We start from the raw sequence: 22,691 nt of genomic DNA, 5'->3' as shown, positions 1-22,691 counted from the left end.
GCACCGTTCGCTCCTAGGGTTCCGGGCGGGTCGCCGCACGCGGCGGCGGCAGATGGGAGCCCGCCGTGCTCAGCGACTACCCGCACGTCTTCAGCCCGCTGCGGATCGGCCCGATGGAGGTCGCCAACCGCATCTTCATGCCGCCGCACGGGATCCCGCTGGTCGCGCCCGGGCCGCACGGCACCCGGGTGCCCTCGGAGGACTTCGCCCACTACTACGCCGCGCGCGCCGAGGCCGGCGTGGCACTTTTCGGCCACAGCCTGTCGGTGCTGCCGCTGCTGGGCGGGCTCCCCTGCCCGGCGTACCCGGAGTCGGTGCCGTCGTTCGCCACGGTCGCCGACATGGTCCACGAGCACGGCTCGCGCATCTTCGGCCAGCTGCACTACTCGACGCTGACGTCGGGGGCCTGGGAGCCGCTGACGCCGCGCACGCCGGTGCTCGGCGCCTCCAGCTACCAGCGGTACGAGCGCTACGACACGTGCCACGAGCTGAGCACCGCCGAGATCGCCGAAATCATTCACCTGTACGCCCGGGGCGCCGCGAACCTGAGCCGGGCCGGGTACGACGGGATCGAGATCCACGCCTCGCACGGGGTGCTCATGGAGCATTTCCTGTCGCCGTACTTCAACCACCGCACGGACGGGTACGGGGGCACCGCGGCCGGCCGGATGCGGCTGCTGACCGAGACGCTCGAGGCCGTACGCGAAGCCGCCGGCGCGCACGTGGCGCTGGGCGTACGGATGATCTGCGACGAGCGGATGCCCGGCGGGCTGACCCCGGACGACGTCCGCGAGATCCTCGCCGTGCTGGCCGGGCGGCACCTCATCGACTACGCCGACATGGACATCGCCGTCGAGCCGCAGCAGGCCACGCTGATGACGACGCCGTCGCTGATCGCACCGCTGCACCTGCGGGACCTCGTCGCGGCGGTCCGCAAGGACCTGCCGCCGGAGATCGCGGTGATCAGCTCGCTGGGCCGGGTCACCTCGATCGCCGACGCGGAACGGATGCTGGCCGAGGGCGTGGCCGACATGGTCGGGGCGGCCCGGGGCCTCATCGCGGAGCCCGAGCTCGTCCGGCACGCGCGCGAGGGCCGCGAGCAGGACAGCCGGACGTGCGTGGCCGTCAACTACTGCATCGCCGGCGTGCAGCACTCCGGCTCCTTCGGCTGTGCGCTCAACCCGGCGAGCGGCCGGGAGCGGCGCTGGGGGAACGCGTCGTTCACACCGGCCCCGCGTACGGGAAAGGTCGTCGTGGCCGGCGCCGGACCGGCCGGGCTGGAGGCGGCCCGGGTGGCGCGCCTGCGCGGTCACGAGGTCGTGGTGCTGGAGCGGGCCGGGCACCCCGGGGGCCAGCTCGGCCTGTGGGCGGCCCTCCCCGGCCGTGAGGTGCACGCGCGGACCGTCTCCTGGTACGAGCGCGAGCTGGCCCGCCTCGGCGTCGAGATCCGCACCGGAACGCCGGCCGACCGCGCGACCGTCCTCGGTGAACGCCCCGACGCGGTCGTCGTCGCCACCGGCGCCCGGTACGCCGCCACCGGCGAGAGCGGCTTCCTGCCGGCCGCGGTGCCCGGCCACGACCAGAACTTCGTGATCACGCCGGAGGACGTGCTCGGCGGCCGGGTGTCGCCCACCGGCACCGTCGTCGTGCTGGACGACGAGGGCCTGCAGACCGGCGTCGGCGTGGCGGAGGTGCTGGCCGGCCGTGGCGCGGAGGTGCACTTCGTGACGCGGCATCCGCAGCTGGTCCCGGCCCTGGTCTTCGACGGTCACCTGCCGCTGATCCTGCAGCGGCTGGCACGCCTCGGCGTACGCCTGCGGACCCGTACGCATCTGCGCCGCATCGATCCGGGCGCGGTCACCCTCTTCGACGTCTTCACCGACGAGGAGGAGACGCTGTCCGGCGTCTGCGCCGTGGTGATGGCCACGATGCGCAAGCCGCGGGCCGGCCTGGCCGACCTGCTGGCCGGCGAGGTCGGCCAGGTGTTCCTGGTGGGCGACGCCCTGGCGCCGCGCGGGCTGGCCGAGGCGACGTTCGAGGGGCAGCAGTTCGCCCGGCTGATCGGCGAGACGGACGCGCCGCGGACCACGATGGAGCAGCTGCTGCGCCCGATCGCCGCCGAGGCGTTCGCCCGTCCCGCGGCGGCGCTGCGGGCCGCCGCGGATCCGGGCCGGGGGCGCTAGAAGCGCAGCGGAAGGGCGGCCAGCCCGCGCAGGTGCAGGCCGCTCGGCTTCCACTGCAGCTCGTGGCTCGGCACGGCGAGGCGGAGATCCGGCATCCGGCGCAGCAGGGTGCTCAGCGCGATCTCCGCCTCCAGGCGCGCCAGCGGCGCACCGAGGCACGCGTGCACGCCCCGGCCGAACGCCACGTGGTGGGTGTCCTCGCGGGTGATGTCGAGCCGGTCCGGCGCGTCGAAGACCGCGGGGTCCCGGTCGGCGGCGGCCAGCGACACGAGCACGACCTCGCCCCGGCGGATCAGCACCCCGCCCACCTCGGCGTCCTCCAGCGCGATCCGGCGGCGCAGCTCGATCGGGCCGTCGTAGCGCAGGAACTCCTCCACGGCCCACCGCATCGCCTCCGGATCGGTCCGCAGGCGGGCGAGCTGATCGGGGTGCTCCAGCAGCGCCAGAACGCTGTTGCCCAGCAGGTGGGTGGTGGTCTCGTGGCCGGCGAAGGTCAGCCCGAACGTCATCGAGACGAGCTCGGTCTCGGACAGCGAGTCGGCCCGGTCCGGCGCGACCAGGGCGGAGAGCAGGTCGTCGCCGGGCGCCCGCCGCCGGGCGTCGAGCAGGCCGCGGACGTAGTCGAGGTACGGGACGAGCTCGCCCGTGAGCGCCTCCGCGCCGGCCGGGCTGCGGTCGAACCGGGCCAGCGCGCGGGACCAGCGCCGCAGGTCCTCCCGATCCCGCTCGGGGATGCCGAGCAGGTTCATGATGACCGTGACCGGCAGCGGGAAGGCGTAGTCGGCGATGAGGTCCATCGAGCGGTCGCCGGTCGCCGCGGCGCGCTCGTGCACCGCGTCGAGCAGGCGGTCGGCGAGCTCCTGGACGAAGCCGCGCATCTCCTCGACGAGCCGGGGCGTGAACGCCTTCTGCACCAGCGCCCGCAGCCGGGTGTGGTCCGGCGGGTCGTTGCTGGACATGAACGAGTCGAACAGCGCCATCACGCCGCGCGCGCCCGGGGAGACGGCGGGCGCGTCGGCGCCCTGCGAGACCATGGCCCGGGTCGAGAAGCGGGCGTCGTCGCGCAGGACGGCCAGCACGTCCGCGTGGCGGGTCAGCAGCCACACCTCGCCACGGTCCGGAATGGTCACCCGGCACGCCGGCGCCTCCTCCCGCAACCGCCGGTAGGTGGCGTGCGGATCCGCGTGGAAGCCGGGATCGAAGAGGTCGACATTCGCCGTCGTCGTCATCCGAGCGACGGTAGGGCCGGGCCCGCCGTACCGGCTACTCCCAGATTGCGGCTCGCTTTCGCAAGCCGGGAGAAAGCTGATCGCGGGTCGCGTGGCTAGTGTTTCCAGACACCGTGGTGTTTCCAGTTCCCATCGGGAGAAGCGATGTCAGACGAGCCGGAACCGCAGGAGATTTCCCAACCAGTACACACCGCAGAAGAGGCGCATAATCTCGAGGTCACCCGGGCCATGGTCAATGCCTATTCGACCGGCGACAGAAGCGTCGTCGCCCAGTTCGTGGATCCGGAGCTGCGCAGCAATTCTCCCCGGCCGGCGGGGACCCAGCGCCTGGAGAACGAGATCGACCTCCAGAAGAGCTCGTTCGGGGACATCACGTTCCGTGAGGAAGTGACGATCGCCGACGGCGACAAGGTGTTCCTGGCGTGGGTGGCGACCGGGACGGACACCGGCGGGATCTTCGGCAGACCGCCCACCGGACTGCAGTTCGAACTGCACGGCGGTGAGGTGATCCGGTTCCGCAACGGCCTCATCGTCGAGCACTGGGACCACTGGCTCAAGCCGCGGCTGGAGTCCCTGATCCTCATCGACGCCCTCGACGACGACGTGATCGCAAGCCTGCGCTCCGGCGGAATGCTCTGACCACCCGGCCCCAAGGAGGAAGCACAATGCCCGGTCCGGCACGCGAGACCAACCGGGAGGTGGCCCGGCAACTCGTCGCCTCCTGGAACGAACACGGCGAGACACACCTGCCGGAGAACCTGCTCGACGAGCGCGCGGTGCGGTTCTTCCCGCACCCGCTGGGGCTGGCGGCGCGCGGCGCCCGGCCCTCGCCGTCGGAGATCGCCCTGCCCCGCGAGGCGTTCCCCGACCAGCGGTACACCGAGGAGGTGGTGATCGCGGACGACACGTACACGTTCATCGGCTGGCGGATGGAGGGCAGCCACCGCGGCCGGCTGTACGGGCGCCGGGCGGGCCGGGGCGAGCGGGTGCACGTCAACGGCGCCGACCTCATCCGGGTCGCCGACGGCAAGATCGTCGAGCACTGGGACTACTACTCCAAGGCGCGCGTGCACGCCCTGGCCCGTACCGGCCAGCTCGACCGCGAGATGCAGCGCCAGCTGATCCGCGACGGGCTGATGGGCCGCAACCGGCGTACCGGCCGGCGTCAGCCGGGCTGACGACGCGCCCGCCGGAGACCCCGGCACGGACGGCCGGCGGGTTCCTCATCGGACCCCGCCGGCCGTCCGTCGTCTCAGAAGGTCACCGGCAGCGCGGAGAGTCCCCGCAGGAAGATGCCGCCCGGGCGGTAGGTCAGCTCCGCCGGGTCGACCGCGAGCGCCAAGGCGGGCATGCGGCGCAGCAGCGTCGCGAAGGCGACCTGTCCCTCGACCCGGGCCAGCGGCGCGCCGACGCAGACGTGGATGCCCTTGCCGAACGTCAGGTGGTGGGTCCCGGCACGGGTCACGTCGAGCGTGTCGCCACCGGGGATCGCCCGCGGATCGCGGTTGGCGCTGGCGATCGACACCAGCACCACGTCGCCGCGGCGGATCGTGACGCCGGCCAGCTCGACGTCCGCCAGCGCGACACGCGCCCGCGGCACCTCCACCGACGGGTCGAAGCGCAGCAGCTCCTCGACCGCGCCGCGCAGCAGCCCCGGATCGCGGCGCAGCAGGTCCGGCTGCCCGGGATGGGTCAGCAGGGCCAGCGTGCCGTTGCCGATCAGATGCAGCGTCGTCTCGTGCCCGGCGAAGATCAGCACGTAGACCATCGCGAGCAGGTCGTCCTCGGAGAGCCGGTCGCCGTCCTCCTCGACGTGCACCAGCGCGCTGATCAGGTCGTCGGCCGGGTCCCGCCGCTTCCGCGCGGTCAGCTCCCGCAGGTAGTCGATGAACATGTCGACCTCGGGCGCGATCCGCTCGGCGAGCTCCAGGCTGCCGTCGAAGGCGGCCAGCGCGGTGGACCAGCGCCGGATGTCCGCCCGCCGCTCCTCGGGCACGCCGAGCAGGTCCATGATGATCGTGACCGGGATGGGGAACGCGAAGTCGGCGATCACGTCCATCGTGCGCTCGCCGGTGGCCGCGGCGCGCTCCTCGACCGCGTCGAGCAGCCGGTCGGCCAGCCGCTGGACGTTGGGCCGCAGCCCCTCGACGAGCCGCGCGGTGAACGCCTTCTGGACGAGCTTGCGCAGCCGGGTGTGCTCCGGCGGGTCCTTGCCCAGCATGATCTCGTTGAACAGCATGTAGACCCCGCGAACGTGCGGCGGCAGCGCCGGGCCCTCGTCGATCTGGCCCAGGAACGACCGGGTGCTGAACCGGTCGCGGTCCATGAGCACCGCCGACACGTCGGCGTAGCGGGTCAGCAGCCACGCCTCGCGCCCGTCGGGCAGCACGACCCGGGCCGCGGGCTCGTCGTCGCGCAGGCGCGCGTACCGGCTGTACGGATCGGCCTTGAAGGCGGGATCGAGGATGTCGAAGGTTCTGAGTCCGGTCATGTGCCGCTCCCTTCAGCGCGGGCCGCCCGACGCGCGGCCGGACCCGCCGATGGGCCGAACCTACCGGCGTGACCTGCGCTTTCTTTCCTGCCGCTTGCGGTTTCAGCGGTGTCCCCCGGCGGTGGCGATCAGGGCGAGCGTGCCGGTGATGCGGCGGGGCTCGTACAGCTCCTTCGCGTGCCACAGCGCGGCCCCGCCGGGGGTCTCGGGCAGCCGCGCCCCGGCCGCCGCACCCGAGATCTGCCACGCGTACGCCGTTTCCTCGCGGGTGCCTCGCCAGCGGCCCCAGGCGCCGTCGGATCGCCGGGTGCCCCGGACCCAGTCGGCCGCGCGGGCGACGGCGGCGCGCGACCGCGGATCCGGTAACCGGCGCAACGCCGCCACCGCGCTCGCCGTGGCGTAGTACGGCGACGCGTGCCACTTGTCGTCCCAGTGCCCGTCGGGGTGCTGCACGTCGAGCAGGTAGGTCCCGGCCACCGCGATGCCCCGGCGGATGAAGGCGTCGCGGCTCCCCGCGTCCCGGGCGCCGCACAGCGCCTCGAGGACGTGCGCGTTGGTGGAGGAGGACACGCTCCGCTCGCCCGGGAACGTGGCGAAGTGCGTCGGGTGCTCGTACGGCGCCAGCAGCCGTACGTCCGCCGGGCGGCCCAGCGCCTGCAGGGCCACCAGCACGATGGCGGTGTCGTCGCTGTCCGGGGCCAGCGCGGGCCCGGCACCACAGCCGGCCTCGCCGAGCTGAGCGGCGAGCCAGGGGCCGAGGCCGGCGCTCACCGCCGCGGGCAGCGTCAGCCCGGCCCGGTCCGCCACCCCGGCCAGATGCGCCGCCTCGAAGACGGTCACCGGCGCGACGGTGGGCCAGGCGCCACCGAGCCGCCGGCCCTCGGCCGTCAGGTAGCCGGCCGCCGCCGGGGACGGCCGGCCGCTCCACGCCGCTGCCGCCGCGGTGGCCGCCGGGGAACAGGCGAGCGATCCGTCCGCCAACGGTCGCGCGGCGAAGGCGGCCGGCAACCCGTCGAGGACCTCCAGGGAGTAGTGGGCCGCCGCGGGCAGGCGAGCACCGGAGGCGGCCGCGGCGCGGTGCCGGTGCAGCGCTCGCAGGCCGTCGCGGTGCAGGCTCAACGCCACGCGTACGCCGGGCAGCGCCGCGTCGTCCGGGGCGAGGGCCCGCACCAGCGACTCCAGCAGGGCGGGGACGGTGAACTCCACCGCGATCAGGTCCGGCAGCGCCGCCGGGGCGAGGGCGTGCGGGTCGGCGGCGAGGTAGGTCAGCGCTGCGCGGGTCGCCGTGGCTGCGCGCGTACGCATCGGCTCCGGCGGTTGTGCCGTGCCCAGGGCGCACAGCATGGTGGCGGCGGCGAGCGTGGGAACCGTCCGGTAGCCGCGGGACATCTCCGGCGGTCCCCAGCCACCGTCGGGCTGCTGCGCCTCGAGCAGGGACACGAGGCCGGCGTACGCGAGGTCGTCGGGCAGCAGCCGGGGCTCCCGCAGCCGGAACCGCAGCACCTGGGCCGTGTCGTACCAGGACGGTCCGAGATCGCTGGTCGGCGCGTGCCGGATGGCGAGCAGCCGGCGGCCGACCTCGCCGGCGACGTCCGCGAGCAGCGCGGTCATGGCGCGACCGTGGCGACGGGGCGGTACCGCGGGGTGCGGGGCATCCAGCGCGCGCTGGCCACGAACCAGCCCTCGTAGTGGCTCAGGTACCGCTCCAGGTCCGCGGCCGCGCCGGGCAGGTCGATGCCGACGAGCACGGTGGCCGGCAGGCTCGCGCGCACCGACCGGAACGTCTCGACCTCACCCCGGGCCACGGTCTCCACCCAGGACGCCGCCCGGTGCCGTGCCCAGCCGAACTCCCGCTCGGCGACGACGACGAGGTTCATGGTGGCGCCCCGCTCGGTCTCCAGCGAGCACAGGTCGTTGACCCAGCACGAGTAGTCCCCGGCGGCGGCGCCGGCGAGCTGCACGGCCGGGTGGGTCCGCAGCACCGGGTCGAGCCGCAGGTCGCAGAGGAGGAAGCCGAGCTCCCGCGACGGCGGCACGGCGGCGGTGAGCGGGCGCATGCGCAGGTACTCCGCCAGCGTCGGCACCGCGCCGCGCCGGCGCAGCTCGACCTCCCAGAGCGTGGCGCGCAGGTAGCGCAGGATCTCGTGGTGGAAGGCGGCGCTGTCCCAGCCGGGCCGCCACGCCGCGATCGCGTCACCGAGCAGGCCGAGCATCCGCACCGCCGGGTCGTCGCCCGGTCCGGTACGCCCCCCGGCGAGCACCGAGGCCACCCGCCGGTGCACGCCACCCAGCCGGGGCGCCTCGTGCCGGGGCAGCCGGTCCGCCCAGGCCTCGTCGAAAAGCCAGAAGAACGCGAACCAGAGCGCCGCGATGCGCAGCGCCTCCCGGGCCGCGTACGGGTACGCCAGCCCGGCCAGCCGTCCGATGCCGATGGTGCCGAGCTCCGGTCCCGCACCGGCCTCCGCGAGGCTGAGCCCCAGAAATTGCTCGGCGTCGGCGGCGTACGGGCTCACCCGTACGGTGAACGGGCAGTACGGCTCGGGCACGGTCCTCACCACCGCACCGGGAGCGCCGTCACGTCCGGCGCGATCACCCCGGTACGCACCGGCAGCTCGCTCTCCGGCACGGCGAGCGCGAGCCCGGGCAGCCGCCGCGCGAGTGCCGCCACCGCCACCTGCACCTCCATCCGGGCCAGGGCCGCGCCGAGGCAGAAGTTGCTGCCCCGGCCGAACGTCGTGTGGTCGGCGGCGCCGCGCCCGGCGACGATGCGCTCCGGGTCCGGGTAGTGCTCCTCGTCGCTGTTGGCCGACTCCAGGCTCGCGACGGCCACCGCCCCTTCGGGCACCGTGCCCCCGGAGAGCTCCACGTCGCAGCGGGCGAGGCGGGGCAGCGCGGCGGAGGCGGGCGTGGTGAGCCGCAGCAGCTCCTCCACCACCGGCGCGGTCAGACCGTCGTCGACGCGTACGGCCGCGTACACCTCGGGCTGGCGCAACAGGATCGGGACGGCCTTGCTCAGCACCACCGAGACGGAGTGCATCGCCGGCAGGCAGGCCCGCATGGCGAGGGTGGCCAGCCGTTCCGGGCGCATCCCGGCGCGGCGGTGGCCGGCCGTGACCAGCGCGCCGAGCAGGTCGTCGGCGGGGACGCGGCGGCGCTGCTCGAGGGCCGTCCGGAAGTACTGGAACACCGTGGCGGACGCCGCCCGCGACTGCGCGCCGGGCGAGTCGACGGTCACCAGCGGCGCCAGGTCCCGCAGCCGCGGCCGGTCGGCGGCGGGAATGCCGGCCAGCTCGCCGATCACGGTCATCGGCAGCACCGCGGTGTACGCGGCGACGAGGTCGGCCGGCGGTCCCGTGGCGACGAGGCGGTCCAGCAGCTCGTCCGCGATCCGAGCGGTCCCGGGGCGCAGCCGTTCCACCGCCCGCGCCGTGAACCACCGGTTCACCAGCTCGTAGGGCATCGAGTGGCCGTCCTCAGTGGACGCCGGGACGGCCGGCGGCGCGTATGCGACGAGCTCACCGGGAGCCGTCCGGGACAGCGCGGCCCGGCTGAACCGCGCGTCCTCGAGCACCACGCGGACGTCGGCGTACCGGGTGACCAGGTACGCACCGACCCCGTTGGCCATGGTGACGCGGGCGACCGGACGCTCGGCGCGCAGCCGCCGGTAGATCGGATCGGGGCGCAGCACGTCGGTACGCGCGAAGGGGAACACGAGCCGGCCGGCGGGCAGCGCGACGTCACTGGTCATCGATCGGCACCTCCCCCGCGGCCGATCGTTCCAGCGCGGCCGCCCGGGCACTTCTCGCCCATTGCTCAGGCGCCCGACAACCGCAAGGAGGAACAAGCTGCGCCGCACGTCAACGGCCTAGCGTCGGTCTGACCGCCGACGCCGGGAGGGGTCATGACGCTGACACGCCGTCCCACCATCCGCGCACCTCGCGCCTGGCCGCTGCTGGGTCATGCCTGGCCGCTGCTGCGCGACCCGCTGGGCTTCGTGCAGAGCCTTCCGGAGTACGGCGACGTCGTCTGGATCCGCCTCGGGCCCGCCCGTGCGGCGCTCGTCTGCGATCCCCGGCTGACCAGCGCGGTGCTGCTGGACGACCGTACGTTCGACAAGGGTGGCCTGCTCGTCGAGCGCGGCCGGGAGGTGGTCGGCAACGGCGTCGGCACGTGCCCGCACGACGAGCACCAGCGGCAGCGCCGGCTGGCCCGCCCGGCCTTCCACCCCGCACGGCTCCCGCACTACGCCGAGGGGATGCGGCGCCAGATCGCCACGGTCCTCGGAGGGTGGCGCGACGGCCGGGAGATCGACGTGCTGGGTGAGATGCTGACGCTCACCGGCGGCACCGTCGTGGAGGCCATGTTCGCCGCCACCAGCCTGCCGGCGCGTACGCTCGCCACCGCGCTGGACGACTTCGCCACCGTGCTCGCCGGGATCTACCGCCGGATGTTCCTGCCCGCCCCGCTCGACCGGGTGCCGTTGCCCGGCAACCTGCGCTACCGGGCCGCCCGCAACCGGCTCCGCCGCACGGTCGGGGACCTCGTCGCCGACTACCGCCGTACCGGCACGGACCGCGGCGACATCCTCAGCGTGCTGGTCGGATCGCAGGGCCCCGGGTTCACCGACGACGAGATCCACGACCAGGTGGTGACGCTGTTCCTCGCCGGCACGGAGAGCGCGGCGAGCGTCCTGGCCTGGGCGCTGCACGTCCTCGGCGAACGCCCCGACCTGGAGACCCGGCTGCACCGGGAGGTGGACGCGCTGAACGGGGACCTGCCCGGCCCCGAGGACCTGCCGTCGCTGGACCTGACCGGCCGCATCGTCACCGAGACGCTGCGCGTGTACCCGCCCGGCTGGCTGTTCACCCGGCGCACCACCGCCGCCACCCGGCTGGGCGAGCACGACATCCCCGCGGGGACGACCGTCGCGTTCAGCCCGTACCTGATGCACCACCGCGCCGACCTGTTCGACGACCCGGAACGCTTCGACCCCGACCGCTGGGACGGTACGAGCGCCGGCCCGCCCGCCCGGGGTGTCTTCATCCCGTTCGGCGCGGGCGCCCGCAAGTGCCTGGGCGACACCTTCGCGATGACCGAGGCGACGCTGGCGCTCGCGGCGATCACCCGGCGGTGGCGGCTGCGCCCCGTAGCCGGCCGTCCGGTGCGCCGTACGGTCGACACCACGCTGCGCCCCCGCGGGCTGCGCATGCGTCTCGAGGCACGGTGACGATCGCGCCGGCCCGGATCCCGGGCGTCGCGGCGTCATGGCTCGCCGCGGTCGAGGAGGGGCTCGCCGAGCGGGTCGCCGGCGTGCCCGAGCCGCTCACCGGGCCCTGCCGCCGGATCGTCACCGCGCCGGCCAAGCGCCTGCGGCCCACCCTCGTGCTGTCGGCGGCCGCGTGTGCCGGCGGCGGCCTCACCCCCGCGACCCTCGGCTCGGCGGTCGCGGTGGAGCTGTTGCACTGCAGTTCGCTGGTGCACGACGACCTGATCGACGCCGCCAGGGCCCGCCGCGGGGTGCCCACGGTGAACGGCGCCGAGGGAGCGGCCACGGCGATCGTCGCGGGCGACGCGCTCATCGCACTGGCCGGTGAGGTGGCCGCCGCTGTGGACGCCCGGACCGCGGCCGCCGTCTCGTCGACCCTGAGCGAGCTCTGCCGCGGCGAGGCACGCGAGCTGGCCGGCCGATACCGCGCCGGGCTGAGCCTCGCCGAGGTGATCGGCACCATCGAGGCGAAGACCGGGGCCCTGCTGCGCGTCGCCTGCCGGCTCGGTGCCGAGGCGGCCGGCGCCGACCCCCGGCTGACGGCCGCCCTGGACGCCTTCGGGCTGTCCTTCGGCACCTGCCTGCAGCTGGTCGACGACGTGCTCGACGTGGTCAGCACCGACGACCTGCTCGGCAAGCCCACCGGCGCCGACTTCGCCGCCGGGACCGTCACGGCCCCGGCCGTCCACGCGCTCGCGGCGAGCCCCGAGCTGCGCACCCTGCTGCGTCCGGGCCTCGACGACCACGAGCGGCGCCGGGTGCGGTCCCTGCTCTGCGAGCACGGCGTGGGCGCGGCGGTCGCCCTCGCCCGGGACCTGGCCCGGCGGTCGGAGCGAACGCTCACCGCGGCCGCGGGCCTCGGCGATGACCCCACGGTCCGTGCGCTGGCCGCGCTGCCCGGCCGGTACGTACGCCGTCAGCTCACCACCCGGGTCCCGCCGCAGCACCGGCACCTCCTCCCGGCCCTCCCGTGACATCGGCCGCCGTAAAACCGTAATGAATTCACCCCCGTAAAGGTCGTATTGACTCTCACCAATACGTGGTCGCATGCTCTGCATCCCGGACGACATATCTGACCGGAATGGAAGGCCGACCATGGTCGTATCGAAAATCCGGCGTCACCACCACCACCGGCGGCTGCTCGCCGTGGGCGCCGCCGTCCTCATCGCCCTCGGTGCCGGCACCGCGGCGGCAGCGGCGGTCATCCAGCCGGGCCAGAGCGCCCCCGTCGTGGGCACCGGATCCGGACGCTGCCTGACCGTCGCGAACTCCAGCACGACCAACGGCACGCAGGTGCAGTTGTGGGACTGCGGCGGGACGGCCGCCCAGACCTGGACCTACACGTCGTCGAAGCAACTCATGGTGTACGGCGGCAAATGCCTGGACGCCTCGGCGCAGGGCACGAGCAACGGCACAGCGGTCATCATCTGGGACTGCAACGGGCAGGCCAACCAGCAGTGGAACGTCACCTCCGGCGGCACCATCACCGGCGTGCAGTCCGGCCGTTGCCTGGACGCCAACGCGCGCGGCACGGCCAACGGCACGGCCATCATCCTCTGGGACTGCAACGGGCAGGCCAACCAGCAGTGGACCTCGCCGGCCGGACCTCCGCCGACCGGCGGCGGCCCGTGCGACATCTACTCGTCCGGGGGTACGCCCTGCGTCGCCGCCCACAGCACCGTGCGCGCGCTCTACCGCTCGTACGCCGGCAACCTCTACCAGGTACGGCGCTCGTCCGACAATGCCACCCGCAACGTCGGCGTCCTGAACGCCGGTGGCACCGCCGACGCCGCGGCGCAGGACTCGTTCTGCGCCGGGGCCGCCTGCGTCATCACCGTCGTCTACGACCAGTCCGGGCGCGGGAACGACCTCTGGTACCAGGGATCGAGCGTGGTCCCCGGCTCCTCGCAGAGCCGCCCGGCGACCGCGACGTCCGAATCGCTGACCATCGGCGGCGCCAAGGCCTACTCGCTCTCCATCAACCCGGGTAACAGCTACTGGCGGGACGGCCACGCGACCGGCGTGCCGACCGGAAGCGCGCCCGAGGGAATGTACGCGGTCTTCAGCGGCACCCACGTCAACAACGGCTGCTGCTTCGACTACGGCAACAGCGAGACGACCCGGGCCGCCGATGCCGCCGGCGCCATGGACGCCCTCAACTTCGGTACGCAGTGCTGGTTCGGCGGCTGCTCCGGCACCGGGCCCTGGGTCCAGGCGGACCTCGAGTGGGGCCTCTACCCCGGTGGCAGCCAGTCCTGGAACCCGAACCAGCGGGCCTTCACCAGCAAGTTCGTCACGGCGACGCTCAAGAACAACGGGACGTCCCGCTTCGCCATCAAGGGCAGCAACGCCCAGTCCGGAAGCCTCAACACGCTCTGGGACGGCGCCCTGCCGCCCGGGTACAGCCCCATGAAGAAGCAGGGCGCCGTCATCCTCGGCAGCGGCGGCGACTGCTGCAAACCCGGCGGCGGAGCCAACCTCAGCGCCGGCACCTTCTACGAGGGAGCCATGGTCGCGGGCTACCCCTCCGACGCCACCGAGAACGCGGTGCAGGCCAACGTCACCGCGGCCGGTTACCGCTGAGCCGCACCACCTCAGGGATGGGAGAACCCATGCGAGCGCCGGATGCGGCAAACCGCCGACGCTGACCAGTGGCACCGCAGGAACTGCGGGTGCCGGGCAAATTCCTGGACGTGCCGGTCGGCACCCCCGGCACGCGCGTCTGGAGCTGCCACACCGGCGCCAACCAACGCTGGGCCGGCGCATAGAAGCCGTCATGATGGGGCCTCCGCCGGAAGGGGAGGCCCCGCTGCCGTCACGAAAGGACACCGCCACCGAGAACGCCTGGGGGGGTCCTAGACGCGTTGCAGGTGGAACCGTTGGTTGGCGGCGTCGGTGGGTGTCCATTGGGAGATGCGGGTGCCGTCGGCGGTGGAGCTCTGCCACACGTCCATCGCCAGACCGCTCTGCCGGTTGATGAGGCTGACCACCTCCCCGCCGTGGTCGGCCATCCGCCACTGCTGGGCGGCGATGTCGGCGTCGCGTTGCTGGGTGATGTCGGCTCCGGTGGCGGTGCCGGCGACCTGGAGGACGAGTCCGCTGTGCCGGGCCCGGATGCGGTAATAGCCGCCGTCGGAGGCCAGCAGCTCGAACTGCTGGTTGAGTCCGCCACCGACCGGCCATTGGATCAGCGTGGCACCGGCGGCGGTGGAGGCGCCGTTGATGTCGGCGGCCTTGCCGCTGTGCTGCGCCACGAGCCGGTACACACCGGTCTCCCCGGGGCCCGATGTCGCGGCGGAGATGCGGTAGGTGTGGCCGCCCTGCCCGGCGAACTCGACGAGATCGGCCTCGAGCCGTACGGACTGGACCGGGCTGCCGCTCGTGTCGTCGCGCAGCTCGAAGTCGCCGGTGACCACGCGGCCGCGGACCCGGACCGTGCCGGCGCGGTCGGGCGTGATGACGAACTCCGTGCCGCTGCTGCTCCATGTCGCGCCGACGGTGTACCCGCCCCTGCCGCGCAGACCTGCGACGCTACCGGCCGACCAGGCCGGCGGCAGCGCGGGGAGCACGTGCAGTTCGCCGTTGTGGCTGTGCAGCAGCATCTCCGCGATGCCCGAGGTGGCGCCGAAGTTGCCGTCGATCTGGAACGGCGGGTGCAGGTCGAACATGTTGGGCGCGAGGCGGTCGGTGCGGACGAGATCGCGGAGGAGCTTGTGGGCACGCGCGCCGTCCTCCAGCCGCGCCCAGAAGTTGATCTTCCATGCGAGTGACCAGCCGGTACCGTCGTCGCCGCGCAGCTCCAGGGTCCGGCGCGCCGCGTCGTACAGCTGCGGCGTGCCCCGCCTGGTGATCTGGTTGCTCGGGTGCAGGCCGTACAGGTGGGAGACGTGCCGGTGGTTCGGCTCGGTCTCCACCCAGTCGGCCAGCCATTCCTGGACGTTGCCGCGCGACCCGACCCGCGTCGGCGCCAGCCGGTCCCGTGCTGCCAGCACCTGAGTGCGGAAGGTGGCGTCCACGCCGAGGACGTCGCTCGCCTGCGCGCAGCCGTTGAACAGGTCGCGCAGGATCTGGTTGTCCATGGTGGGGCCCGCGCACACCGAGGCGTCCGGGTGGTGGGTGAGCTCCGGCGAGTTGGACGGGTTGGTGACCAGGTACCCGAGCGACGGGTGGGCGACCAGCGTGTCGAGGAAGAACTGCGCGGCACCCTTCATGGCCGGGAAGTTCGTGCGGAGGAACTCGACGTCGCCGGTGAACTGGTAGTGGTTCCAGATCAGGGTGGCGAGCCAGGCCCCGCCGGTCTGCCACATGCCCCACAGCGCGCCGTCGACGACGGACGCGCCCCGCCACGCGTCGGTGTTGTGATGCGTGACCCAGCCGCGTGCGCCGTACTGCAGCTGCGCGGTGCGGGCACCGGTCACGGTCAGATCGTCGATCATGTCGAAGACCGGCAGGAGGCACTCGGCGAGGTTCGTGGTGCCGGCCGGCCAGTAGTTCATCGGCAGGTTCGCGTTGATCGTGTACTTCGAGTCCCACGAGGGCGCCATCTCCTCGTTCCAGATGCCCTGCAGGTTCGCCGGCTGGGTGCCCGGCCGCGACGAGGAGATCAGCAGGTACCGGCCGTACTGGAACAGCAGCGCGGAGAACTGGGGATCGTTCGCGCTCGCGTGCTGGGCGATCCGCACGTCGGTGGTCTGGTCGGCCGCTGCGGTGCGCCCGAGGTCGAGCGTCACCCGGTTGAACAACGACTGGTATTCGGCCACGTGCCGGGCGCGCAGCTGGTCGGGCGCGACACCGCGGGCGGCGTCGAGATGGCGCCGCGCGACGCCCTGGTAGTCGCCGTTGACCGTACGGAAGTCGACGTAGCTGGAGCCGATCGACACGAGCACGGTGACGCTCGACGCGCCGGCCACCCGCAGCGTGCCGCCGGAGCTGCTCACCGTACCCCCGGTGACGGCGGCGCGGGCCAGGGCGAGGAACCGGACGGAGCCGGCAATGCCCTCCATGCTGCCGGAGATGCCGTCGAGCGCGATGGTCGCCGGGTCCGGACTGGACACCGTGGTCCGTTGCGGGCTGTCGAACGTGGCGCTGAAGCTGATCGCGTTCTCCCGGTCGGCGGTCAACCGGACGACGACGACCTGATCGGGTGCGCTCGCGAAGACCTCGCGGCGGTGGCGTACGCCGTTCAGCACGAACGTGGTGGTGGCGATCGCGGTGGTGAGGTCGAGCGTCCGCTCGTACTGCCCGGCCGCGCCGGCGGTCCCGAACGCGAGCCGCAGGTTGCCGACGGGCTGGTACGCCAGCTCCCCCGAGGGATTCCCGAGCATCGTCTGGTTGATCAAATCCTGCGCCTGGGTCCACTGGTCGGCGAACACGCGGCGCCGGATCTCCGGCAGGGCCGCCGTACCGCGGGAGTTGGCGGAGTCGTACGGCCCACCGGCCCAGACGGTGTCCTCATTGAGCTGGAGCCGTTCCGTGTCGACCGCGCCGAAGACCATGGCACCGAGGCGCCCGTTGCCGACCGGCAGGGCGCGCAGCCACTCCGACCCGGCCGGCTCGTCGTACCGGAGCATCAGGTCGTCGGCGGCCCGCGCCGATGCCGCCGGGCCGGCCTGCGCGTCAGCGGTCCACCCCGTGGGCAGCACGACGGCTCCGGCACCGGCCACACCGGCCGCGAGAAGCTTCCTTCGCGTCAGTTCGGTCATCGCGTCAGTAGCCGTAGATCATCTTGTAGGCGACCTCGGGCAGGAACTGCCCGGCGCTCGATCCGGCACCGACCCCGCAGTTGCCGTCGGACTCGCCCGGCGTCTTGAGCCACAGCAGCATCTCCGCACCGCCGCCCAGCTGGCTCGGGGTGCCGATCCGGCGGCCACCCGGGTTGCACCACTGGCCGTTCGAGCCGGTGCCGTTGCGGCTGGTGTCGATCACGAAGGGCTTGCTGTACCCGAAGCGCCGCAGTTCGGAGGCGACCCGGTTGCCGTAGTTCGCGTTCTCGCCGGTGGTGAAGTAGTTCGACACGTTGAGCGCGAAGCCGTGTGCGTTGGCCACACCGGCGGAGTTGAGGCGCTGCGCCATCGTCGCGGCGTCGACCCATCCGGAGTTGCCGGCGTCGAGATACGCCCAGGCGTTGGGCGCCTTGGAGCGGAACTGGCCGAGGGCGCGGGACAGCATGCCCACCCGGTCGTTGACCTGGGCCTGGCTCATGCAGCTGAAGTCGCCCAGCGAGTCCGGTTCGAGGACCACCACGGCGGGCCGGTTGCCGATGGCGGCGGCGAAGGACGCGATCCACGCGTCGTACGCCCCGACGCTGCCGGCGCCTCCGCCGGAGTGGCCGCCGCAGGCATCCCGGCCGGGGAGGTTGTAGGCGACGAGCAGCGGCAGCTTGTCCACCGCGTCCGCGGCCCCGACGTATCCGCCGACCGCGCTCCCGATGTCGCCGCTCCAGTTGCCGAACCAACTGGCCATGGGCTTCTGCGCTATCTGGGTGCGGATGGCGGCCGCGCGCCCGTCGCCGGGGTTGGCGGCGACCCAGGAGGCGGGGCTGGAGTTCGGGTTCACGTAGAAGCCGCTGGTCTGGCTGAGCGGGTCGGCGTGGGCGGCGGGGGCGCCGAGCAGGACGGCGGGCACCACCAGCGCCAGCGCGGCGGCGAGCACGCGGGGACGGGTCGGTCGTTTCATCGGCGGGTCTCCTCTGGACACATCGGCGGAGGACGGGCTGGGAGCGCTTCCAGCGATAGTCATCCATGTATTTCGCTTCGATGTCAAGGCTTCCGCAAGTTCCGGCCTCGCCGCCGGATCATCGGGGCGGCCGGGGTCCAAAAATGCTGGGACCGCTTCCAGCCGTACGGACACGGCGGTCGAGCGCGCATCGACGATCGTCATCGCCGGTCGATACCATCCGACGGGCGACAGCCCCCGTCACACGGAAGGATCCGGCATCCCGATGGCAGCACTGACACCTCGGTGGCAACCCACTCTCGACGAGGTGGCCGAGCGCGCCGGCGTGTCCCGTTCCGCTGCCTCGCGCGTCATCAACAAGGCGCCGCACGTCAGCCGCGCCACCCGCGACGCCGTCGAGAAGGCCGTCAAGGAGCTGGGCTACCTGCCCAACCGTACGGCCCGCGCCCTGGCCACCCGGCAGACCGGGATCGTCGCCCTCGCCGTACCCGATGACGATCCGCAGTTGTTCGCCGATCCGTTCTTCGCCCAGGTCATCGTGGGCGTGTCCGCGGCGCTCGAGGACACCGATCTGCACCTGCTGCTGTGCCTGGCCAGCTCCGGCCGGGGCCGGGCCCGGCTGACCAAGCTCCTGCAGACCCGCGGCGTCGACGGCATCCTGCTGGTGGCGCTGCGCGGCGACGATCCGCTCACCGACATCGTGCGGCGGGCGGGTGTGCCGGCGGTCTACGGCGGCCGGCCGCTGCACTTCGAACCGCAGTGGTACGTCGACTCCGACAACGTCGGCGGGGCGCGGCTCGCCACCGAGCACCTCATCGGTCTCGGCCGTACCCGGATCGTCAGCATCACCGGCCAGATGTGCACCGAGGCCGGCGCGGCCCGCGACCGCGGCTACCGCGAGGCGATGGTCATCGCCGGCCTGACCCCGCACGGTACGGCGGAGGGCGACTTCACCGAGGCCGGCGGCGCCGCGGCGATGAAGACCCTGCTCGACGAGCACCCCGGCCTCGACGCCGTGTTCGCCGCCAACGACAACATGGCGGCCGGCGCCCTGCGCGTGCTGAGCGACAACGGCCGGTCCGTGCCGGGTGACGTGGCCGTGGTGGGCTTCGACGACCTGGGCATAGCCGAGCGGACCGAGCCGCCGCTGACGACGGTCCACCAGTCGATCCAGGGCCTGGGCAAGGAGATGACCCGGCTGCTGATCGCGGTGCTCGCGGGGCAGGAACGCTCGTCCATCATCCTGCCGACCCGGCTGGTGCTGCGCGGCTCCGCGTGACCTGGCTGCCTTGTTACCGTTCACCATTCTGCTTATTTGCAGCTGAGCCGCCCTCTTGACGCCGTGGTTGTGAAGGTTAACATCGACGTAACCCAATGCCTTCTGCCCCTGGAGCGCGTCATGTCTTCGTCCGCCCTCAGCCGGCGCCGTCTGCTGCAGGCCACCGGAGCCGCGGTCGTGGCCTCCGCCACCGGCGCCGGCCTGGCCGACCAGCGGCCCGCCGCGGCCGCGGTCGTGCCACCGGCCCGTCCGGACATCGGCGCCGCCGCGTCCGCCTTCGACGTCGGCCAGGTACGCCTGACCGCCGGCCGGCTCATGGACAACCAGACCAGGACCCTGAACTACCTGCGGTTCGTCGACGTGGAGCGGCTGCTCTACGTCTTCCGGGCCAACCACCGGCTGTCGACCAACGGCGCCGCGTCCAACGGCGGCTGGGACGCGCCCACCTTCCCGTTCCGATCGCACATGCAGGGCCACTTCCTGAGCGCCTGGGCGCAGGCGTACGCGGCCCTCGGCGACACGACCTGCCGCGACAAGCTCAACTCCATGGTGGCCGAACTGGCCAGGTGCCAGGCGAACAACGGGGCGGCCGGATTCGCCGCGGGATACCTGTCCGGATTCCCGGAGTCCGACTTCACCGCGCTCGAGGCCGGAACGCTGTCCAACGGCAACGTGCCGTACTACGTCATCCACAAGACGCTCGCCGGCCTGCTCGACGCATGGCGGTACGCCGGCAACACGCAGGCGCGTACCGTGCTGCTCGCCCTCGCCGGCTGGGTCGACTCCCGGACGGCACGGCTGAGCGCGAGCCAGATGCAGTCGGTGCTGGGCACCGAGTTCGGCGGCATGAACGAGGTGCTGGCCGACCTCTGCCAGCAGACCGGCGACTCACGCTGGCTGACCGTCGCGCAGCGCTTCGACCACGCGGCCGTGTTCAACCCGCTGGCCGCCAACTCCGACCAGCTCAACGGGCTGCACGCCAACACGCAGGTGCCCAAGTGGATCGGCGCGGCCCGCGAGTACAAGGCCTCCGGCACGACCCGCTACCGCGACATCGCGACCAACGCCTGGGCCATCACGACCAGGGCACACACGTACGCCATCGGCGGGAACAGCCAGGCCGAGCATTTCCGGGCCCCGAACGCCATCGCGGGCTACCTGACGAACGACACCTGCGAGCACTGCAACTCGTACAACATGCTCAAGCTCACCCGCGAACTGTGGCTGCTCGACCCGGACCAGGCCGGCTACTTCGACTTCTACGAGCGGGCGTTGCTCAACCACGTGGTCGGCGCGCAGAACCCGGCCGACAGCCACGGCGGGGTCACGTACTTCACGCCGTTGCGCCCCGGCGGTCGCCGTGGCGTCGGCCCGGCCTGGGGCGGCGGCACGTACTCCACCGACTACAGCTCTTTCTGGTGCTGTCAGGGCACCGGCATCGAGTCCAACACCAAGCTGATGGACTCGATCTACTTCTACGCCGGCACCACCCTGACCGTGAACCTGTTCGTGCCCTCGACGCTGACCTGGGCGCAGCGCGGCATCACGGTCACGCAGGCCACCGCGTACCCGGCCGGCGACACCACCACGCTGACGCTGTCCGGCACCATGAGCGGCACCTGGAGCATCCGGATCCGGATCCCCGCCTGGACCCAGAACCCGGTCATCGCCGTCAACGGCAGCACGCAGGCCGTCACGGCGACGCCGGGCAGCTACGCGACCGTCACGCGCGCCTGGGCTGCCGGGGACACGCTGACGGTCAGGCTCCCGATGCGGGTGATCATGCAGGCCGCCAACGACAACGCGAACGTCCAGGCGATCACGTACGGGCCGACCGTGCTCTGCGGCAACTACGGCAACACGGCCCTGTCGGCGCTGCCGTCGCTGGCCGTCTCGTCGATCACCCGGACGAGCACGGCCGGTCTGTCCTTCACTGCGACCGCCAACGGCACATCGGTCGGCCTCGGGCCGTTCTACGACGCCCACGGCTTCAACTACACCGTCTACTGGAACGCGGGCGGCGGCGGCAGCACGGATGTCGCGTACAAGCTGGTCAACGCCGGCACCGGCCTGGTGCTCGGCGTGCAGGACATGTCCACCGCCGACGGCGGCCTCGCCGTGGTCTGGGGTGACACCGGAACGGCCGACCACAACTGGGTCAAGGTCACCGACGGCGGCGCCGTCCGGTTCCGCAACGTCAACAGCGGCAAGGTCCTCGGCGTCGAGAACATGTCGACCGCCGACAACGCCCGCGTCCTGCAGTGGTCGGACAGCGGGACCGCCGACCACCGATGGACGCTCGTCGACCTCGGCAACGACACCTACAAGATCCGCAACGTCAACAGCGGCAAGCTCCTGGCGATCCTCAACGGCTCGAGCACCTGGGGCGCCCAGGTCGTCCAGGACTCCGACAACGGCACCGCCGACAACGTGTGGCGGCTGGTGCGGCTCGGCTGACCACCGGGCGGCGGGCGGGCGGTCACCGGCCGAGCAGCCGGTACCGCTCCTCCGTGGCCTGCTTCGCCGCCTTCCACCACCACTCGTTGTCGTGGAACCACTCCACCGTCGCCGCGAGCCCGTCGCGCAGGTCGCCGTACCGGGGTTGCCAGCCCAGCTGCGTACGGATCTTGGTGCTGTCGTTGGAGTAGCGCAGGTCGTGGCCGGGCCGGTCCGCGACGTGGTCGAAGTCGTCGCGCGGCAGGCCCAGCAGCTCGAGGAGGGTCTCGACGATCTCCCGGTTGCTGCGCTCCACGCCCGAGCCGATCAGGTACGTCTCGCCGACCCGTCCCCGCGACAGGATCAGGTGCACCGCGGCGTTGTGGTCGTCGACGTGCGTCCATTCCCGGACGTGCTCGCCGGTGCCGTACAGCCGGGCCCGGCCGCCGGTCAGCACGTTGGTGATCTGCCGCGGGATGAACTTCTCGACGTGCTGGTACGGCCCGTAGTTGTTGGCGCAGTTGGAGATCGTCGCGGCCACCCCGTACGAGCGGCACCAGGCCCGCACCAGCATGTCGGACGCCGCCTTCGTCGCCGAGTACGGGCTCGACGGGGCGTACGCGGTCTCCTCGGTGAACCGGTCCGTGCCGGTCAGGGGCAGGTCGCCGTAGACCTCGTCGGTGGAGATGTGGTGCAGGCGGGCACCGTGGCGCCGGACCGCCTCCAGGAGCCGGTACGTGCCCACCACGTTGCTGTGCAGGAACGGCTCCGGGTCGTGGAGCGAATTGTCGACGTGCGATTCGGCCGCGAAGTGCACCACCACGTCGGACTCGGCGACCAGCGCGTCGACCGTCGCCGCATCGCCCACGTCGCCCCGCACGAACCGGATCCGGTCCGCCACCTGCCGCAGCGATGCCTGGTCGCCGGCGTAGGTCAGCTTGTCGAGCACGCAGATCCGATACTCCGGCCGGTGCCGGAGGGTGTAGTGCACGAAGTTCGCTCCGATGAATCCGGCCCCACCGGTCACCAGCATCCTCGTCATGCGCCGGAAGGTATGCGCCCGGGCTCGCACCCACCTCGAGGGGGCGTGGAAGGCGACGGCAAGGCCGGGATTCCACCGGTTCTCGAGTCG

At 72.8% G+C, this 22,691-nt stretch carries 16 protein-coding genes; 8 read left to right on the top strand and 8 right to left on the bottom strand.

Annotated elements, in window-relative coordinates; translation table 11 throughout:
• Window positions 1–65: 65 nt before the first annotated feature.
• Window positions 66–2,183: an FAD-dependent oxidoreductase gene (locus COUCH_RS16175; protein ID WP_249612908.1), complete on the top strand. Its 2,118-nt coding sequence runs from the start codon at window positions 66–68 to the stop codon at window positions 2,181–2,183.
• On the opposite strand, the gene COUCH_RS16170 is transcribed toward COUCH_RS16175, so the two are convergent.
• Entirely contained in the window at window positions 2,180–3,412 is a 1,233-nt protein-coding gene (locus COUCH_RS16170; protein WP_249612907.1) for a cytochrome P450 family protein, read from the bottom strand. The two genes, COUCH_RS16175 and COUCH_RS16170, sit on opposite strands and share 4 nt — an antisense overlap.
• Window positions 3,413–3,556: 144 nt before the next feature.
• On the opposite strand from COUCH_RS16170, the gene COUCH_RS16165 reads away from it, so the two are divergent.
• Window positions 3,557–4,051 carry an ester cyclase gene (locus COUCH_RS16165; protein WP_249612906.1) on the top strand — a complete coding sequence of 165 codons (495 nt, stop codon included), beginning with the start codon at window positions 3,557–3,559 and terminating at the stop codon, window positions 4,049–4,051.
• Window positions 4,052–4,077: 26 nt separating this feature from the next.
• Window positions 4,078–4,590, top strand: coding sequence for an ester cyclase (locus COUCH_RS16160; protein WP_249612905.1), 513 nt, complete (start codon window positions 4,078–4,080; stop codon window positions 4,588–4,590).
• A 74-nt stretch (window positions 4,591–4,664) separates the two neighbouring features.
• On the opposite strand, the gene COUCH_RS16155 is transcribed toward COUCH_RS16160, so the two are convergent.
• The 4 genes from COUCH_RS16155 to COUCH_RS16140 form a co-directional block, all read right to left on the bottom strand.
• Window positions 4,665–5,903 (bottom strand): cytochrome P450 family protein, encoded by a 1,239-nt coding sequence (locus COUCH_RS16155; protein WP_249612904.1) that lies wholly within the window; start codon window positions 5,901–5,903, stop codon window positions 4,665–4,667.
• 102 nt (window positions 5,904–6,005) lie between these two features.
• Window positions 6,006–7,514 carry a prenyltransferase/squalene oxidase repeat-containing protein gene (locus COUCH_RS16150; RefSeq protein ID WP_249612903.1) on the bottom strand — a complete coding sequence of 503 codons (1,509 nt, stop codon included), beginning with the start codon at window positions 7,512–7,514 and terminating at the stop codon, window positions 6,006–6,008.
• Window positions 7,511–8,458, bottom strand: a complete 948-nt coding sequence (locus COUCH_RS16145; RefSeq protein ID WP_249612902.1) for a terpene synthase family protein — start codon at window positions 8,456–8,458, stop codon at window positions 7,511–7,513. The genes COUCH_RS16150 and COUCH_RS16145 overlap by 4 nt, the downstream gene beginning before the upstream one ends.
• Window positions 8,455–9,651, bottom strand: a complete 1,197-nt coding sequence (locus COUCH_RS16140) for a cytochrome P450 (RefSeq protein ID WP_249612901.1) — start codon at window positions 9,649–9,651, stop codon at window positions 8,455–8,457. Before COUCH_RS16140 ends, COUCH_RS16145 begins: the two co-directional genes overlap by 4 nt.
• 153 nt (window positions 9,652–9,804) lie before the next feature.
• On the opposite strand from COUCH_RS16140, the gene COUCH_RS16135 reads away from it, so the two are divergent.
• The 3 genes from COUCH_RS16135 to COUCH_RS16125 all read left to right on the top strand — a co-directional run bounded on the left by COUCH_RS16135 (window position 9,805) and on the right by COUCH_RS16125 (window position 13,752).
• The gene (locus tag COUCH_RS16135) at window positions 9,805–11,130 is read left to right on the top strand and encodes a cytochrome P450 (protein WP_249612900.1); all 1,326 of its coding nucleotides are present in this window, start codon (window positions 9,805–9,807) and stop codon (window positions 11,128–11,130) included.
• Complete coding sequence (locus COUCH_RS16130; protein ID WP_249612899.1) at window positions 11,127–12,143, top strand: polyprenyl synthetase family protein; 1,017 nt, start codon at window positions 11,127–11,129, stop codon at window positions 12,141–12,143. Before COUCH_RS16135 ends, COUCH_RS16130 begins: the two co-directional genes overlap by 4 nt.
• A gap of 121 nt (window positions 12,144–12,264) precedes the next feature.
• Window positions 12,265–13,752: an arabinofuranosidase catalytic domain-containing protein gene (locus COUCH_RS16125; protein ID WP_249612898.1), complete on the top strand. Its 1,488-nt coding sequence runs from the start codon at window positions 12,265–12,267 to the stop codon at window positions 13,750–13,752.
• 272 nt (window positions 13,753–14,024) lie between these two features.
• Here COUCH_RS16125 and COUCH_RS16120 read toward each other — a convergent pair whose 3' ends face one another.
• Both COUCH_RS16120 and COUCH_RS16115 read right to left on the bottom strand, forming a co-directional pair.
• Window positions 14,025–16,871 (bottom strand): glycosyl hydrolase family 95 catalytic domain-containing protein, encoded by a 2,847-nt coding sequence (locus COUCH_RS16120; protein ID WP_249612897.1) that lies wholly within the window; start codon window positions 16,869–16,871, stop codon window positions 14,025–14,027.
• 4 nt (window positions 16,872–16,875) lie between these two features.
• Entirely contained in the window at window positions 16,876–17,844 is a 969-nt protein-coding gene (locus COUCH_RS16115; protein ID WP_249612896.1) for a glycoside hydrolase family 6 protein, read from the bottom strand.
• Between the two features lie 265 nt (window positions 17,845–18,109).
• Here COUCH_RS16115 and COUCH_RS16110 point away from each other — a divergent pair, with 265 nt between their 5' ends.
• Both COUCH_RS16110 and COUCH_RS16105 read left to right on the top strand, forming a co-directional pair.
• Window positions 18,110–19,123: a LacI family DNA-binding transcriptional regulator gene (locus tag COUCH_RS16110; protein ID WP_249612895.1), complete on the top strand. Its 1,014-nt coding sequence runs from the start codon at window positions 18,110–18,112 to the stop codon at window positions 19,121–19,123.
• Between the two features lie 120 nt (window positions 19,124–19,243).
• Window positions 19,244–21,580 carry a beta-L-arabinofuranosidase domain-containing protein gene (locus COUCH_RS16105; protein ID WP_249612894.1) on the top strand — a complete coding sequence of 779 codons (2,337 nt, stop codon included), beginning with the start codon at window positions 19,244–19,246 and terminating at the stop codon, window positions 21,578–21,580.
• Window positions 21,581–21,602: 22 nt separating this feature from the next.
• Here COUCH_RS16105 and rfbB read toward each other — a convergent pair whose 3' ends face one another.
• Window positions 21,603–22,592, bottom strand: a complete 990-nt coding sequence (gene rfbB, locus COUCH_RS16100) for a dTDP-glucose 4,6-dehydratase (RefSeq protein WP_346016005.1) — start codon at window positions 22,590–22,592, stop codon at window positions 21,603–21,605.
• Window positions 22,593–22,691 lie beyond the last annotated feature (99 nt).

Source organism: Couchioplanes caeruleus (assembly GCF_023499255.1).
Lineage (GTDB): Bacteria > Actinomycetota > Actinomycetes > Mycobacteriales > Micromonosporaceae > Actinoplanes > Actinoplanes caeruleus_A.
This window is presented reverse-complemented; position numbering and strand designations above follow the sequence as displayed.